Origin of the sequence: Metabacillus niabensis, assembly GCF_020524345.1 — a bacterium.
GTDB lineage: Bacteria > Bacillota > Bacilli > Bacillales > Bacillaceae > Metabacillus > Metabacillus niabensis_B.
In genome coordinates this window covers 176,545-192,267 of record NZ_JAIVLH010000004.1, presented here as the reverse complement: position 1 = coordinate 192,267, position 15,723 = coordinate 176,545, and the positions used below count along the sequence as shown (strand labels likewise).

At 36.6% G+C, this 15,723-nt stretch carries 15 protein-coding genes and 1 riboswitch; of the genes, 3 read left to right on the top strand and 12 right to left on the bottom strand.

Annotated elements, in window-relative coordinates:
* Positions 1-144 precede the first annotated feature (144 nt).
* Together LC095_RS07190 and LC095_RS07185 are read right to left on the bottom strand one after the other, a co-directional pair.
* On the bottom strand, positions 145-1,977 hold the full coding sequence (locus LC095_RS07190; protein ID WP_226527518.1) for a YhgE/Pip domain-containing protein: 1,833 nt from the start codon (positions 1,975-1,977) through the stop codon (positions 145-147).
* The gene (locus LC095_RS07185) at positions 1,977-3,977 is read right to left on the bottom strand and encodes an efflux RND transporter permease subunit (RefSeq protein WP_226527600.1); all 2,001 of its coding nucleotides are present in this window, start codon (positions 3,975-3,977) and stop codon (positions 1,977-1,979) included. The genes LC095_RS07190 and LC095_RS07185 overlap by 1 nt, the downstream gene beginning before the upstream one ends.
* 206 nt (positions 3,978-4,183) lie before the next feature.
* Between LC095_RS07185 and LC095_RS07180 the strand changes: the two genes are divergently transcribed.
* Entirely contained in the window at positions 4,184-4,750 is a 567-nt protein-coding gene (locus LC095_RS07180) for a TetR/AcrR family transcriptional regulator (RefSeq protein ID WP_226527517.1), read from the top strand.
* Between the two features lie 243 nt (positions 4,751-4,993).
* Entirely contained in the window at positions 4,994-5,140 is a 147-nt protein-coding gene (locus LC095_RS07175; RefSeq protein WP_226527516.1) for a hypothetical protein, read from the top strand.
* Between the two features lie 58 nt (positions 5,141-5,198).
* On the opposite strand, the gene LC095_RS07170 is transcribed toward LC095_RS07175, so the two are convergent.
* From LC095_RS07170 to LC095_RS07160, 3 genes are all read right to left on the bottom strand, one after another.
* On the bottom strand, positions 5,199-6,302 hold the full coding sequence (locus LC095_RS07170) for a 5-methyltetrahydropteroyltriglutamate--homocysteine S-methyltransferase (protein ID WP_226527515.1): 1,104 nt from the start codon (positions 6,300-6,302) through the stop codon (positions 5,199-5,201).
* 117 nt (positions 6,303-6,419) lie between these two features.
* Positions 6,420-6,522, bottom strand: a riboswitch (SAM riboswitch).
* Positions 6,523-6,628: 106 nt separating this feature from the next.
* Positions 6,629-7,810, bottom strand: coding sequence for an MFS transporter (locus LC095_RS07165; RefSeq protein ID WP_226527514.1), 1,182 nt, complete (start codon positions 7,808-7,810; stop codon positions 6,629-6,631).
* A 104-nt stretch (positions 7,811-7,914) separates the two neighbouring features.
* Positions 7,915-8,184: an HPr family phosphocarrier protein gene (locus LC095_RS07160; RefSeq protein ID WP_226527513.1), complete on the bottom strand. Its 270-nt coding sequence runs from the start codon at positions 8,182-8,184 to the stop codon at positions 7,915-7,917.
* A gap of 197 nt (positions 8,185-8,381) precedes the next feature.
* Here LC095_RS07160 and LC095_RS07155 point away from each other — a divergent pair, with 197 nt between their 5' ends.
* Positions 8,382-9,299, top strand: coding sequence for an AraC family transcriptional regulator (locus tag LC095_RS07155; protein ID WP_226527512.1), 918 nt, complete (start codon positions 8,382-8,384; stop codon positions 9,297-9,299).
* A gap of 48 nt (positions 9,300-9,347) precedes the next feature.
* Here the strand turns inward: LC095_RS07155 and gnd are convergent, their stop codons facing one another.
* The 7 genes from gnd to LC095_RS07120 all read right to left on the bottom strand — a co-directional run bounded on the left by gnd (position 9,348) and on the right by LC095_RS07120 (position 15,613).
* Positions 9,348-10,241 (bottom strand): phosphogluconate dehydrogenase (NAD(+)-dependent, decarboxylating), encoded by an 894-nt coding sequence (gene gnd / locus LC095_RS07150; protein WP_226527511.1) that lies wholly within the window; start codon positions 10,239-10,241, stop codon positions 9,348-9,350.
* 11 nt (positions 10,242-10,252) lie between these two features.
* The gene (zwf, locus tag LC095_RS07145) at positions 10,253-11,803 is read right to left on the bottom strand and encodes a glucose-6-phosphate dehydrogenase (RefSeq protein ID WP_226527510.1); all 1,551 of its coding nucleotides are present in this window, start codon (positions 11,801-11,803) and stop codon (positions 10,253-10,255) included.
* 135 nt (positions 11,804-11,938) lie between these two features.
* Positions 11,939-12,751 (bottom strand): sulfite exporter TauE/SafE family protein, encoded by an 813-nt coding sequence (locus tag LC095_RS07140; protein ID WP_226527509.1) that lies wholly within the window; start codon positions 12,749-12,751, stop codon positions 11,939-11,941.
* Positions 12,752-12,765: 14 nt separating this feature from the next.
* Entirely contained in the window at positions 12,766-13,041 is a 276-nt protein-coding gene (locus LC095_RS07135) for a hypothetical protein (protein ID WP_226527508.1), read from the bottom strand.
* A 162-nt stretch (positions 13,042-13,203) separates the two neighbouring features.
* Entirely contained in the window at positions 13,204-13,767 is a 564-nt protein-coding gene (locus LC095_RS07130) for a cupin domain-containing protein (protein ID WP_226527507.1), read from the bottom strand.
* A gap of 73 nt (positions 13,768-13,840) precedes the next feature.
* Positions 13,841-14,884, bottom strand: coding sequence for a flavin-containing monooxygenase (locus tag LC095_RS07125; protein ID WP_226527506.1), 1,044 nt, complete (start codon positions 14,882-14,884; stop codon positions 13,841-13,843).
* Positions 14,885-15,085: 201 nt separating this feature from the next.
* Positions 15,086-15,613, bottom strand: coding sequence for a hypothetical protein (locus LC095_RS07120; RefSeq protein WP_226527505.1), 528 nt, complete (start codon positions 15,611-15,613; stop codon positions 15,086-15,088).
* Positions 15,614-15,723: the final 110 nt, after the last annotated feature.

Here is a 15,723-nt window from a genome sequence, read left to right as displayed (position 1 = left end):
CAATTTCACCGTATTCTTAGAATTTTATTATATAAGATTAAGAAAATTTGGATTATTTTTATTTTAGAGGTCATTTTGCAGGGGGTCAATAGAAAAAGCAATGTGGTTGGTCCATCGGGACAGTGAACCTGTCCCTCTGACCCATTATGAAAACAGTTCCTTTAGGCGTGCCCAGAATCCTGTTTTTTCTTTTGTTGTTTTTTCTGGTTTTTCTTGTTCTTCTTTTTTAATGCTTTCTGTTTTTATGACAAATTGAACGGAATTTATTTGTTGGTTTTTAGGCGATAAGAAGGATACGACTTCAAAGTCGGACTTGTCATAGTCTGCGATCATCTGATCCACTTCTTGTTTCATTTGTACAGGTAAATCACTTGTCGATTCATACAGTTCATCTGTTCCGTCATGAAGCTTGCCTACACCGTTTTCCAGTTCATCTGTTCCATTTGAAAGTTCATTAATACCAGTGTGCAACTTAGTATAGGAGTTTGACAATTGATTTACTCCTCCTGAATACTCTACAAGACCTGTGTGGAATGCACCATAATTGGAAGCAAGCTGATTAATTCCTTCTTGTAACTGCGCAAATGATTCTGCAACATCCATTTGTTCAAGTGAGGATGAAATTCCATTTGCCATTGTATCAAGATTGTCAGCCATTTCTGTTAAGGCACCATTAATTTGACTTATTGTCACATCTACTGCGTCAAATGCTTCTTTTACAGCCGAATAAGTTCCCTTTGCCGTACGGGCGGCAGCATAAGTTTCCAGTAATTGATTCAGTACTTGTTGATCTGCTCCGCTATTGTATAACGCTTGAGTTTTTTCTTCTGTTATTTCGTATTCTGGAATAGCTTCCATTGCTTTATTTAACTCATTGTATGCTTTGGCATAGTTTTCATTAAATGTCATTAAACCATCAGACGTTTCTCTTAGCCCGCCTGAAATTTGACTGAGCCCATCTTCAAGCTTTTTAAAATCACCAAGACCCATATCCTCTGAACCGCTGCCGCTAAGAGATGCATTCAATGTTTCAAGTGCCTGCTGAATGTTTTTGGAAGCATTGATCAGTTCAGTTGACGAACCATCTATTTTTGACATTCCTTCTTTAAATTGAGATGAACCGTTGCCCAATTCATGTACGCCGTTATTGAGTTCCGATACTCCTTCCTTTAAGTCACCAACACCATTGTTAATGTCCTTTATAGCATCTGTTAAAATTTGCATATCACCTGTCATGTCATCAATATTAGGTGCATCGATTGGCATGGAAGATGGAATAGCTGTGATATCAATGCCACCCAGTTCAAAATGAAGAGCATCTGCTTCAACAGTAAGTTTTTCCTCTTTTTCAGGCATGACGGTAAATGTAACTTGTTTGTTTTTTCCTGCATTCGCCAGCATCCCGTCAGGTGCCTTAATATGGCTATGTTTATCGGTATCAAGGGAAAGTGATATTTGTAACAAGTAGTTTTCAAAAAATACCGGATCTACTTGTTCATTCGCTGATGTACGAATCTCAATTTGTACATGTCCCTTTTTTCCAGCCAGTTCATCAGGGTTTATTTGCTTTCCATCTAGTATATAAGAAATGGAAATATCCCATGGCAAAGGTTCTCCCTTCATATTTCCTTGATAATAAAATTTCCCCTTTGAATCAGCTGTTACTCGAACGGTATTGTTTTTTTGCTCCAGCTCTGTTAGGTCTGTTAAATTTTTCAAGCTTGTATACGGCCCATAATCAACTATTTCACCTGGCTTTTCAATATCTAAGATGTTGACCACATATGCCTCCTGTCTTTCTCCGGTCGAACTTAGCTTTGCATAGACAACTTCATCTTTAGATGAAATTTCTCCTGTTCCTCGGGAAGGATCACCATTTGATTTGTTGTCATCTGAAACAGCGGTAACATGTAATGAAGGAATCACGAAAATTGTTGTTGTCAAGACAAGTAGAATTTTACTTATACTTTTTTTCATCATTTCTTCTCCTTATAAAAATGTGTTTTTAACGTTGTTTTTGCAATTAGCTTATCGAAGACAATGAACATAGCCGGCATGAAGATCACAACCATAATAAAGGCAAGTAATGCCCCTCTTCCCAGCAGTAACCCGATAGAAGATACAATTGGGTTTGAGGATGTAACCCATAAAATAAACCCTACACTTGATAAAATGGCACCTGAAATGCCAATCGAGAAGATCTTCTCATCCAGTGTTTTTTTCATTGCTTCCAGTGCTGTCATTTCTTCACGATATTCTTTATAAGCATCTGTTAAAAGGATCGCATAATCAACTGTTGCTGCAAGTTGAATAATACTAATCAACAGGTAGCCGACATAAACTAATGCAGAATCTGTAAAATATGGAACCGAAAGATTGATCCAAACAGATGTCTGAATCGTCAAGAGTAGCACGATTGGAATCGAAATCGATTTAAACGTTACGATCAGGACAATTGCAATCGTAATGACGGTCAAAAGATTTACCAATGTATTGTCTTTTTGAACCGTATTTTTTATATCATATAATGTCACGCTTTCCCCAACCGAATAGACATCATCATAATATTGTTTTGCCGTACTGTTAACTTGTTCAATTAATTGAAATGCCTCTTCTCCCTCGTTTTTTGTTTCAGTTTGAAGAATCAACCGACTATAATTCTCTGAATAAAACGGTTCTGTCACAGATGGATCCAAATACTCCGGAGGAATCGCCGAACTTACCGTATTCACATAGGCAAGAACACTCGATACATGTTCAATGTTCTCTAACTCTTGGACAAGCTCATCTTCTTTGGCAATGTCTCCTTTAGGAACAAGCAGGACAAGCGGTGTACTTTCCCCAAACTGTTCTTTTATTTTTACGATATCACTTCCTACTCTTGTATCTTCAGGCTGATCACCGACACCGTAAATGAAATTTGTCTGACTTTGTGCCAAATATGCCGGTATGATTAGTAATAAAACTATAAGCAAGCTTGGAATTTTCATCTTCACCAATCCATTGCCTTTGTTTTTAATACTTGGCAGCAACGGTTTATGCAGTGTCTTGTCGATCCATTTATAAAATACCAGCGTTAATGCTGGTAGGAACACCATTACACTTATAAAACTTAGTAAAATTCCTTTTACAAGGTTGACCCCTAAATCAGAACCAATTTCAAAGTTCATAAACGATAGTGCGATAAACCCAAAGAAAGTTGTTGACGCACTAGCCGTTATCGCCGAAAAGGACTTTTTCATTGCAAGCTGCATGGCTTCCTGTGGATCTGTTGTTTTCCTGCGATAATTAGAAAAACTATGTAGCAGAAAAATCGCATAATCAAGTGAAACAGCAAGCTGTAAGATTGGGGCAACAGACTGGGTCACAAAGGATACTTCTCCAAGAAACATATTCGTACCCATATTAATTAAAATAGACACACCAATTGCGGTTAAAAATAATACCGGCTCTACCCAGGAAGTTGTTGAAACAACTAAAATAATAATAATAATTGGAACTAATAAAGCTGCAGCATACATGGATTCTGTCCCGGCCATCTTTTGTTGTGTGGCCGTATTAAGAGATTCCCCAGCCATTGCATTTTTTTCCCCGATAAGTTCATAGATTTCATCAGTTATAGCGACTTCATCACCATCACGGATACTAAATGAAAGCAATGCTTTTTCGTCCTTATAATACGTTTCTACTACCTCTTCATCCGCCATTTCGAGCGGCGCTTTTATATCGATCGCATCATCTAACCATGTCACATCTGACACACCATCAATGGCAGCTAATTCTTTTTTAAAAGCAAGAGCTTCCTGAATGGTCACATCATTGATCATCACACGGTTAGACGGTACACTTCCCTCAAACTCCTGCTCCATTATGTCCATTGCTTTCGTTGACTGTGCATCTTCCGGCAGGTAATCTGTCATATCATAGTTTACCGATACAGTTAATGATGCTAAGGAACAAATGATCGTCAGGACCATAAATGTGATCACAACTGCTTTTTTGTGTTTAATAATTCGTGCTGCGATATTTATAAGATTTCACCCTCTCTTGCCATTTTTTCATGTACACCCTATCATTATATGGACACGGTGTTGGCTATTCAACAATCAGTTATGTAACATCCGTTAGTTGAACAACACATATTCAAAATGTGTTGGATAATGTATAAGAAAAGGTGATTTTCATGTTTAGTTCTAAGCTGGATCGACGGAAAAAATATACTCAGATGGTCTTAAAGGATAGTTTAATGAGGCTCTTAAAGGAGAAACAAATTTCTTCCATAACAGTTAAGGAAATTTGTGAACATGCTGATATTAATCGTTCGACATTTTATTCCCATTACAGTGACCAATTTGATCTTCTTGATAAAATAGAAGATGAAATCATTGAAGATTTAACCGGCTATTTAAATCAATGTCATTTTGAAAATGATGAAGACGATCTGCAGATGATCGAAAAGCTACTAGAATACTTTGCTTCAAAGCATGAAGTGTGCCAAACACTCCTTAACGAAAGTAGAGATACGACATTTCAAAAGAAAGTAATGGTTTTCGCTCAAGATTTCTTTATGAATCATTGGAAGGCTGAAAAACAACTCAGTGAAGAACTTTCAATGTATGTCAGTACGTTTATTATAAGCGGAAGTATATATGCAACGAAAACCTGGCTAAATAACGGAATGGACAAATCACCAAAAGAAATGGCTGAACTAATTAATCATGTCATTAAGTACGGTCTATATGGAAAGTAGTGTGGATCACTGAACCGTAGTTCCCTTAAATTTCTCCGAAGTCTCTGGCCAATTTTCATATAAAACAATCATTCTATGTATAAATGACATTTCTATATTAGTTTTGGCGAAATCATATCAAATTGATATTTGTTTTATCTCAGTTTGAGATATATAATAAATACAAGAAGTTAAGGAAAGCGATTACAATATTACAACAACAAAAGATTTATTCTTGGTTTATACATAGGGAGGATTTTAAAAATGAGCAAAGTAGCCAGAGATTATAAAGCAAATAAATTATTAGACAAACAAAAATTTAGTGAAAAACAAATTTCTGAAATGTCAGATGCACAAATTGAATATTTCCACTGGCTCTATTTTGAGGATTCTGTTTACGATTATATGTAAATATTAAACGATCGATATATAAGAAAGCGAACATCTATGATGATGTTCGCTTTTGTGTTTATCCCCAAATTTCTTTAGATATGTCAACGATATATTTTAACTTCTCCCATTGTTCCTCTTCCGTAAGAATATTTCCATGATGTGTGGAAGCAAAGCCGCATTGTGGGCTGATACAGATTTGCTCTAGCGGTACATATTTTGTTGCTTCTTCCACACGGGCTTTAATGTTTTCTTTATCCTCTAACTTGCCATGCTTTGATGTGAATACACCGAGAACAACTTGTGGTCCTCCATTTGGGATGTGTTCTAATGGCGCAAAATCTCCAGAACGATCATCATCATATTCTAAGAAAAACCCGTTTACTTTTTCTTTTGCAAATAATGTTGGTGCAATCTTAGCATAACTGCCTTCAAATGCCCAGGTAGAACGGTAATTTCCACGGCAAAGATGTGTTGTGATCATAAGGTCTTCCGGTTTATCTTCTAAAACACCATTTGCCACGCGTAATGCTAAGTCAATTAATTCTTCACGGGAATACCCACTATCATTAAATGGAATTTCCGGTGCGTTTAGCCCGGCAATGTATACATCGTCAAGTTGAAGATAACGGCACCCGGCATCATAAAAAGCTTTTATCGCATCACGGTAAGTTTGAATCACATCATTTGTGTATTCTTCAAGGTCAGGGTAAATATCCAGATTACGGATCCCGGCATTAAATAATTGGTTTGGACTAGGAATCGTTTGTTTTGCAACAGCTCGGTCTCCAACGATTTCCTTAAATTCAATAAACTCTTTTACATGTGGATGGTCCTGATTAAAGGAGATTTTCCCCGTTACTCGTACATCATATCTTTCTGTTTCTTCTCCATTAAATTTGAAACCATGTCCCGGTACATACCCTTCAACGCCATGTAAATGTTCTAAAAAGTCTGTATGCCAAAATCTACGGCGGAATTCACCATCTGTTACTGCTTGCAAACCTACTTCAATTTGCTTGTCCACAATTTTTTTAATTTCTTCTGTTTCAATAGTATGTAATTGTTGTGCAGTAATCGTTCCTTCTTGAAAATCCTTTCTTGCATGATGAATTCTCTCAGGGCGCAACAAACTTCCTACGTGGTCTGCTCTAAATGGTGCTTTTACTAATGTTTTTGTCATATCTATATCTCTCCTTTTTGGTGATGTTCATACCCGCAGCATAACTGTCAGATAACATAAAAAACCCTCTTCAAAAAAATAAAAAGAGGGGGCAGTTAGCATCATTATACCTTGCTCCTCTTATCTCTATAGCTACACGCTACTGGAATTGGCACAGTACTTTTGAAAGTCCGCTGCCGAGGTTTCAAAGGGCCAGTCCCTCCACCTCTCTTGATAAGAAAATATCAAAATATTAAGTTATTATCATTACTATATAGTTATTACTCATCCATTGTCAATCGTTTGAGGTGAATTTTTCCAAATCCCGACTTTTCACTAACGCCCTATCAGCCTGTTTTGCTTGGAAAAGGAGAAGCTTTCACTTTATGCAGACTGTTGCTTACCAACAATCGTTTTACTAAAAGATGAAACATGAGCAATGAAAAACCGACTGCCACTGCACTTACTATAAACAAGATTTGATAGCTCGAATGTTGGGAAACCCAGCCCAACATTATGGCACCCAGACCAATTCCAAGATCAGTCGCAGTTGTAAAGGAAGCATTTGCTACACCTGTTCGTTCTGGTTGAACGAGGCGAATGGTGGCAGCTTGTAAAGCAGGTTGAGCAGCACCAAATCCAATACCGTAAAGTATTGCAGCTAAAAGAACACCAAACAATCCGTTCGAAAATCCTAAAACAGCCAGTGCGATCATTGTGATGACGAGGGATGGACCTATGACAAACGATTCTCCGTATCGATCTGATAGCTTTCCAGCAATCGGCCGAATAAGAACAAGAGTAACAGCATAAACGAGAAAAAATGTTCCTGAATTAACGTCAATGGAACTAGCAAACAATGGGACGAACGTGGTGACTCCACCATATGCGATAAATAGAAAGAAGAAGGTAATCGTGACAGGTAAAACTGATTTTTCGAAGAATTCTATTTTCCTTGAACTTGGTTTCGGTTGAACTGGCACTTTTGCTCCTAAGATTAAGAGCAAGGCAATGACCGACAGAAGAAAAGTGAATAGGAATAAAGAATGATAGGAATGGTTTTCCGTAACCCAAATTCCAAACATCGGACCGATGGCCATCGCAAGCGTCATAGCCATACCAGACCAGCCTAACCCTTCACCTCTGCGACCTGATGGAATCAAATCCGTGATCGCTGTAAGAATTGAAGTTGTGGAAACGGCCCAGCTCATCCCATGTAAAATTCTCAGTCCCATCAACACAACAATTCCACCAACCCAGTTATAAAGGTACATTGATATAGAAAAAAGAAGTAAACCACAAAGTATAAACGGCAGTCTTCCGAACCGGTCCAGCAGGCCACCTACTATTGGACGAAAAATAACCGCAGAAAGCATAAACGCACCCATCACAAGTCCGACCTGTGATTCATTACCACCGATATCTTTAATAAACAATGGTAGTGTAGGATACAACATATAAAATGCGGTAAACAAAAACAACATGCTTATCAGCATATTAATATATGACTTCGTCCATAGTCGTTCCACTTTTTTTCCTCCTTTATAGGAAATTCGTTCGTATTTTTCGGGTATCAATTCTTTCTATATGCTAAATTTCTAATTTTCAAACAGGGCAGGTTTTCTTCTGTTATTTACTGCTTGGCTTCTCGTATATGAATATTAATGGTGTGTAGAGCTTCATAAGCATCAACTCCATGTACTGTTATTAGAAATTGACAACCGGGATACAGTTTTAGATCCATCAGCTCCATTAATGACTGTGCTGAATTTTGCAAATTAACTTTATTCCCTTGGTACTCAAGTACGATCTTGGAACTGAACCTGCTTGAAACAATGACCAACATTGCTGATAACCGGGCAATTCCTGTATTTGGTTTCATTTTAAATTGTTTAGTAATCACCTTCTTCCCTCCTCAAACGCTAGTTATCCCTATAGAGAAAAGTGTTATAGTCTCATTATCCAACAGAAGTTAGCATACCTGATATCTCATTCCTATCAAATGTTTGCCTATTCCTCTCACGCTATCTTACAGATTTCCTTAAATTGCTGTAAAATAAAGTGAGATATTTACCCTTGATAAAGAGAGGAGAATGACAAATGTCTGAACAAATGTACTTGCAGCAGACTGAACTTGCCAACATCATTAAACGAAAGACAGATCAAAATGGTGTTTCCCTTACTGATATTCCTTCTTTATTTTTCATCAATAGAACGAGTGTGACAGAGCCTTTTCACGGAGTTTACAAACCATCTTTTTGCTTGATTATTCAAGGTGAAAAAGAGGTATTCCTGGCGAAGGAACGATATGTGTACAGTCCTGCCGATTATCTTGTAGCCTCAGTCAATGTACCTGTTACAGGACAAGTAATAAAAGCTTCTACTGAAACTCCTTACATAGCATTAAAACTTGAATTTACACCAAGCCAAATTTTAGAGATATTAGATGAAACGAAGATACAAGTCGGATTAGAAAAGAAATCGAGCCGCGCTATTTTTGTCAGCAAAGTGGAAGAGTCATTGTTGGATGCAGTTGTCAGGTTAGTGAGATTAGTAGACACTCCTAACGACATTTCAATTCTTGCTCCAATTTTCAAAAAGGAAATTTTATATAGAATTCTTCAAGGACCTCATGGAAGTGCCCTGAAACAAATGGCTATTGAAGGTAGTGAAACATATCGAATTAGAGAAGTTATGAGTTATATTATGAACAACTTTGAAAAGTCATTTCGAATTGATGAGCTTGCTGAATTAGCAAAAATGAGTGTGTCATCTCTACATAGACACTTTAAAGAAATATCCGCAATGAGTCCGATTCAGTTTCAAAAGCAGTTAAGATTACAAGAGGCAAGACGCTTGTTACTTTTAGAATCAACTGATGCTGCTGAGGTTTCTTTTCGGGTAGGTTATGAAAGTCCTTCACAATTCAGCCGTGAATATTCCCGTATGTTTGGCCTTCCACCTAGAGAAGATATGAAGCGTATGAGAAAGAATCATGATTATAAAATTAATGCTTAACATGTTAAAAGCTACCCAATTTGCAACATGCAGGGTAGCTTTTTCCTTCTATTTCTTTTCTACTGCATGTCCACCAAACTCATTTCTTAATGCTGCAACCACTTTACCAGTAAACGTATCGGTTTCAAGAGAACGGTATCTCATCATTAATGAAAGAGCAATAACAGGTGTTGCCGCCTGGAGATCTAACGCTTCCTCTACTGTCCACTTTCCTTCTCCGGATGAGTGCATTATCCCTTTAATTCCATCCAACTTCGCATCTTTAGCAAAAGCATTCTCAGTTAATTCCATTAACCACGAGCGAATAACTGATCCATTACTCCATACTCTTGCTACTTGTTCATAATCATAATCAAATCGGCTTTTTTCCAGAACCTCGAAACCTTCAGCAATTGCTGCCATCATTCCATATTCAATCCCGTTGTGAACCATTTTTAAATAGTGACCACTCCCTGATTTACCTGTATACACGTATCCTTTTTCAACAGATGTATCCCGGAAGATCGGTTCCACAATTCCAAAAGCCTCTTGGTCTCCACCAATCATGTAGTTTGCACCATTACGGGCACCTTCCATTCCTCCTGATGTACCAACATCAAGGTAGCTAACACCAACTTCTTTAAACTCTTCATATCTGCGCATTGACTCTTTGTAATGGGAATTTCCCGCCTCAATGACAATATCACCGTCAGCTAGTAATGGTTTTATGTCCTGAATCACTTGATCAACGACTTTATGCGGGACCATAATCCAGACAATTCTTGGATGTTCTAGGGTTTGCACCAATTCATTTAGATTTGTCGTTCCATGTGCACCATATTGTTTGATTTCATCTATTGCTTGTTCATTAATATCAAACGCAACAACTTCATGATGGTGATCAATTAAGTTTTTGCTAATATTTAGTCCCATTTTTCCTAAACCAATTAATCCAACTTTCACCAAAATCACTCCTATTGATGTAGTCTATGATCTGTACTAAGATGTTCGTTTGCTGGCACTATATAATGCTTCATTTCTCCATTGTCAACTATATCTTCTTTTTCGTTTTTATTGTCAATTGACCACCAAAAGAATCCGTCTTCTTCAAGTAATATGTGAGCGGCTTTTGGACCATATGATCCAGATGGGTACTCATGTAAAGGGACTAAATTTTCCTTAAAAGCCTCTAAGATCGGCTGAACAAGCAGCCAAGATAATTCAACTTCTTTCCAATGAGCGAAAAAAGTGGCATCACCTTCTAATGCATCTACTAATATGTTCTCATATGCCTCCGGAATATCCCTCTGTTCTGGTGTAAAATCAACATGTATAGGTTCAATTGCCCCTTCTTTCAAAGGATTTCGGCTATTTAACTGTAAAGACACTTCACTTTCCGGGTTAATTCCGATTTCCAATAGATTAGGCTCTGTTTTTTTATTGTATTTTGTCAAAGGATTTTTAAATTCGATCACGATCCTTGTTGATTTTTCCTTCATACGTTTTCCTGTGCGAATATAAAATGGAACACCTTTCCATAATGAATCATCAATCCAAAGGCGGGCTGCGATGAATGTATCATTTGTTGAAGACGAATCCACCCCCGTTTCCTTCTTATAACCAATTACTTGTTCATCATTTATCTCCCCTGGTCCGTATTGACCTCTAATAACTTCTTTGAATACATCCTCTTTTTTTATCGGACGAACAGCCTCCATGACCTTTCTTTTTTCTTGACGAATGTTTTTCGCAGAAAAACCATTTGGAAAATGCATGCTGAACATCATAAGCAATTGAAGTAAATGATTTTGAAACATATCACGAATTGCCCCTGCTTTTTCATAATACGCAGCCCGCTTCTCGACTCCAACTATTTCACTAGCTGTAATTTGGACATTTGCAATATGCTCATTGTTCCAAAGAGTCTGCAGAACAGGGTTCGCAAATTCCAATGTTTCCAAATTTTGAACCATTGGTTTTCCTAAGTAATGATCTATTCTGTAAATTTCTTTTTCTTCAAAAACACATGAAAATTTTTCATTCAATTCTCTTGCAGAAGTCACATCATGTCCAAATGGTTTTTCAATAAGAAGTCGCTTCCACCCATTTGTTTGAACGATTTTAGTCTCTTGTAACTTTTTAACAATTACATCAAAAAACTGAGGAGCTACCGAAAGATAATACAGTCTGTTTTCCGGAATATGTAATTTTGCTTCTTGCTCTTTGATTAACGATAATAATCTTTCATACTCTAATCCTTTTGTCACATCAACCTTACAATATCGGATGAGATGCAGAAATTCACTTAGTTTTGAATCACTTGATGAATGATGTGAGAAAGAATCGATCGATGATTTTACATAATTGTGAAACTCATCATCGGTATATTCAGTAATACTTGAACCTATAATTGAAATTCGGGTTGGCAGCTTTTGACTAAGAAATAATTCGAATAAGGCCGGAATAATTTTTCTTTTAGCTAAATCTCCAGTAGCTCCAAATAAGACAAATGTTGAACAATCCATTTTCCGCCTCCATAAAAACTCACCTTTTACCTTGTAGTCTGTCCAGTTTATTCCGTTTTATCTAAATATTTTTGACCACACAAAAAAATCCTTCATGCCTGCACACAAAGGATTAACATTCATAATGAATACCATTTATAAGCCTTGAAAAATCAATCGAACCCCGACAACAACCAGGACAAGTCTTAAAATGACAATAACCGTTCCATCTTTTAGTCGAAGATTAATAAAAGCACCGGCTTTCGCACCAATCCAAGCTCCTGGTGCTAACACAAGAATCCATAGCCACTCAACATTCCCAAGCTGAATATGCGCAATTGATCCAACAATCGAAGACAAAAACACCATAAACATCGAAGTTGCCACCGCAATGGAGGCAGGAAACCTGAATAATAAAAGCATCGTGGGTACCATTAAGGAACCACCGCCAATTCCAAATAAACCGGACAAAACACCAACGATAAAAGCAATCAAAACTGCAAGGACAGATTGAAATTGTAAGAAGTGCTCATTACCCTGTTTATCTATAAACGTATAAGTAGAACCAACTTGATTTGTATTCGGCTTCAAATACTTTTGAACACTTAGGAGAAGAGAAATGAAAATGACAAAAGTCCCAAAGAATATGTAGAAAAGATGTAAATCAATTGTTTTATTAATCAATGCTCCCACAAAAGCTCCAGGACCGCTTCCGATAAAAAAAATTATTCCTGCCTTAAAGTAAACTGTTTTTTGCTTCATATAACTTAATGTTGAAGAAAGTCCTGTAACAATTAAGATGATCATTGAGGTCCCAACAGCAAGCTGTGGTGTTATGGACGGCAATAGACTTGTATAGTTTCCAATAAACAATAAAGCAGGTACGATAATAATTCCTCCGCCTAATCCGACAAGGCTACCGAGAATTCCTCCTGCAAGACCAATAAAGAATAGTAAAACCAACAGCATATATAAATCTCCCTTTAAGATTTCAACTTTTTACCAACTATGTAACCCGCATAAAATATGACAAGTGTGTAACCCAAAACCAGCAAAATTGATGTAGGAATGGACTTAGCAAACGAAATAAGGACAGCAGATAACTTTATTAGTTGTGGAAGCAATTGATCAATAGTCGATAAATAATATACATGAACAATGAGCAAACAAAAAACAATGATAAAAATCGGACGTAATAACTTAATAATAGTCCTTTCTTTATTGCCTTTTTTAGTTGCAGTTTTTCTCACCACAGCCACAACCCTGCACCTCTTTCTATCATTCTACTGATTCTAGTATGAAGGATTGATATATCTTAAGCAAGAAGAACAAAATTGACCTGTATGAAAAAAGAAACTTAAAATAGAAGCGACCCCTTATAAAAGAGTCGCAACCTAAGTAATGATTATCCTAATGGGATTCTATTCTTCCGCTGCCATCGCTTCAGCTTTGGTAGTATGAACTGTACCAAATGGATGGTTCGGAGGGGCATAGATAGAGTAAAGCTTTAATGGAGTATTTCCTGTATTTATGACATTATGCCATGTTCCTGCCGGTATCAAGATAGCGAAATCATCATAAACATTTCGTTCAAAGCTTAAATTATTTTTACTTTTTCCCATTCGAACAAGTCCCTGCCCTTGTTCTACACGTAAAAATTGGTCAACATTTGGATGCATTTCCAATCCAATATCCTCACCGGCATTGATATTCATTAATGTAAGCTGTAAATGTGTTCCAGTCCACAGAGCTGTACGAAACGTATTGTTTTGCTTCGTTGCTTCATTAATATTCACAACATAAGGTTTAGCACCATAATCTGCTATCGCCACTCTTTGATTGGAAAATTGGTGCGAATTTCTCACATTGGCTTCTTCAGGTACATTTGGGTATGTCCAATAGACAGACTGTCTTCCATAAGACGGCATTGGTGAAGGAACATAGTATGAATATGGATTTTGATATGCATAAGGAACAAAGTACATTGATTCTACCCCTTTCCTAGGTTCTAACCTATCCTATGCAATCGAAGGGAAAATGTACTTTAAATTACTCTTACTAATCTAATCTGTCAAAACTATTTATTTTCTTTACAATATACTCCGCATCATATCCAACCCCTTGTAATAAAGCCGAACCACGGCGATATTGCCAAGGAAGACCGATAAAATATAACCCTTTAATATTTGTTACACCACGGGTATGTATAACATTTCCTTTTTCATTTATTACTTGATTTATTTTCAACCAAGAAAAATCAGTTTTAAACCCTGTAGCCCAAATGATATTTTGAATTTCGAGTTCTGTTGAGTCTTCGAAAACCACTTTATGTTGATTTCCATCAGTTGCACGGGTTTTTAACTTGATGGTACCTTGCTTTATCGCTTCTTTTAATTCAAGTCCAAAAATAGGATCCCCTCTTTTTTGGATAAGCTGTCCGATTAATGATGTATGTGATGCTTTTAAAATACCGATTTTATCAAACCACCAGAAGATACTTTTATTCCTAAGTAGTAAGGGTAAGTAATTTAAATTCCTGCTAACAGATAAAAATGTCTCTCTATCTTTCGATAACTCAACAGCGATCTGTGCACCACTGTTTCCGCCACCAACCACAAGAACATTTCCATCTACCAGTTGTTTAGAATTTCTGTATTGAGAAGAGTGAAGTTGATTGTTGTTTACTTTCTTAGACAATGCAGGCAATGATGGTATCTGAAAAGGACCTGTTGCGATGACAAGATTTTCTGCTGAAAATACATCATTTTTTGTCTTAATGATAAAATGACCTTCCTTTTCTGTAACACTCACAACTTCTGATTGAAAACGAATCGGTATATGAAATTTCACTACATATGACTGTAAGTAATCCGCAACTTCATCTTTTGTTGGAAAACCGTGTGATTCTCCATGAAACTTCATACCTGGTAAGGCACTGTACATGCGAGGAGTAAATAATAGTAAAGAATCATATCTTTCTTTCCAACTTTCTCCGACCTCATTCCCTTTGTCTAAAATGAGAAAGCTTTTGTTGAATTGTTTTAAGTAATACCCAACGGCAAGCCCGGCTTGACCAGCTCCTATTATGATTGTGTTGTACAATGCCTACACCTCTTTTATATGAATAAATGCTCACATAAACATAATAACAGATATATTTGGTTTTTCAATCGTTTTGTTCTATGTAAAATATATAGAATTCCGTCGAATGTCGTCTAATCGAAAATAAATTAGTAGAATCGTACAATATTTGGCGAAAATTGCTAATATTCTACTATAATCGTAAATAAACTATGTCATTGGTCAATTTCTATTTCCTTTGGAAAAACCGGTGATTATAAAACAAGTTAAAAAGGCAACAGCTGTAACAAAAGAGGCAAAAAATAGACCAATAAATCTCATAAACGTATCTTCACCAGGATATTGAGGCTCTATCGTCATCATCATATAGATAAAAACGATTGTTAATAGTAAGTAAAAACTACTGCCAACAGCTCCAAGTTTCAGTCTGTTACCTTTTGTTCCTTCCCAAGTTTTGTTGATCACAATCCAAACATAAACACTTATGATAACAGCTAAAAACATAATCACTAAATGTAAATACGGAATCATGAGAAACATAAGACTATACAACAAACCTCCTGTAAGGAGAAATAAACCGGCGTTTATCCCAAATAAACATAAACCCGCTAACCAATGATACTGAAACCACCTCACCTTTCCCAATCTTTCAACAAATGAATGGTTTTCAGGTATTAATCCTCTTAACCGATTCTTAAAAATAATGGTCAATAGTAGAACCAAAAAGCCATAAAACAAAATTGAAGTCATTTACTCCATTCCTTTCCACTTTCTTTGCTTGATATATTCCTAGCTTAATTTATATTTTATTGTTTTTCAATAAAAATAAGTTATTTATCAATATTTTTTTAGCGATTATT

Bases quoted from the DNA above. Each gene is read 5' to 3' on its own strand.
- LC095_RS07180 (WP_226527517.1), top strand. From the start codon at position 4,184: ATGTTTAGTTCTAAGCTGGATCGACGGAAAAAATATACTCAGATGGTC.
- LC095_RS07140 (WP_226527509.1), bottom strand. From the start codon at position 12,751: ATGCTGTTGGTTTTACTATTCTTTATTGGTCTTGCAGGAGGAATTCTC.
- LC095_RS07130 (WP_226527507.1), bottom strand. From the start codon at position 13,767: ATGTACTTTGTTCCTTATGCATATCAAAATCCATATTCATACTATGTT.
- LC095_RS07170 (WP_226527515.1), bottom strand. From the start codon at position 6,302: ATGACAAAAACATTAGTAAAAGCACCATTTAGAGCAGACCACGTAGGA.
- LC095_RS07155 (WP_226527512.1), top strand. From the start codon at position 8,382: ATGTCTGAACAAATGTACTTGCAGCAGACTGAACTTGCCAACATCATT.
- LC095_RS07190 (WP_226527518.1), bottom strand. From the start codon at position 1,977: ATGAAAAAAAGTATAAGTAAAATTCTACTTGTCTTGACAACAACAATT.
- LC095_RS07175 (WP_226527516.1), top strand. From the start codon at position 4,994: ATGAGCAAAGTAGCCAGAGATTATAAAGCAAATAAATTATTAGACAAA.
- LC095_RS07120 (WP_226527505.1), bottom strand. From the start codon at position 15,613: ATGACTTCAATTTTGTTTTATGGCTTTTTGGTTCTACTATTGACCATT.
- zwf (WP_226527510.1), bottom strand. From the start codon at position 11,803: ATGGATTGTTCAACATTTGTCTTATTTGGAGCTACTGGAGATTTAGCT.
- LC095_RS07185 (WP_226527600.1), bottom strand. From the start codon at position 3,977: ATGGTCCTGACGATCATTTGTTCCTTAGCATCATTAACTGTATCGGTA.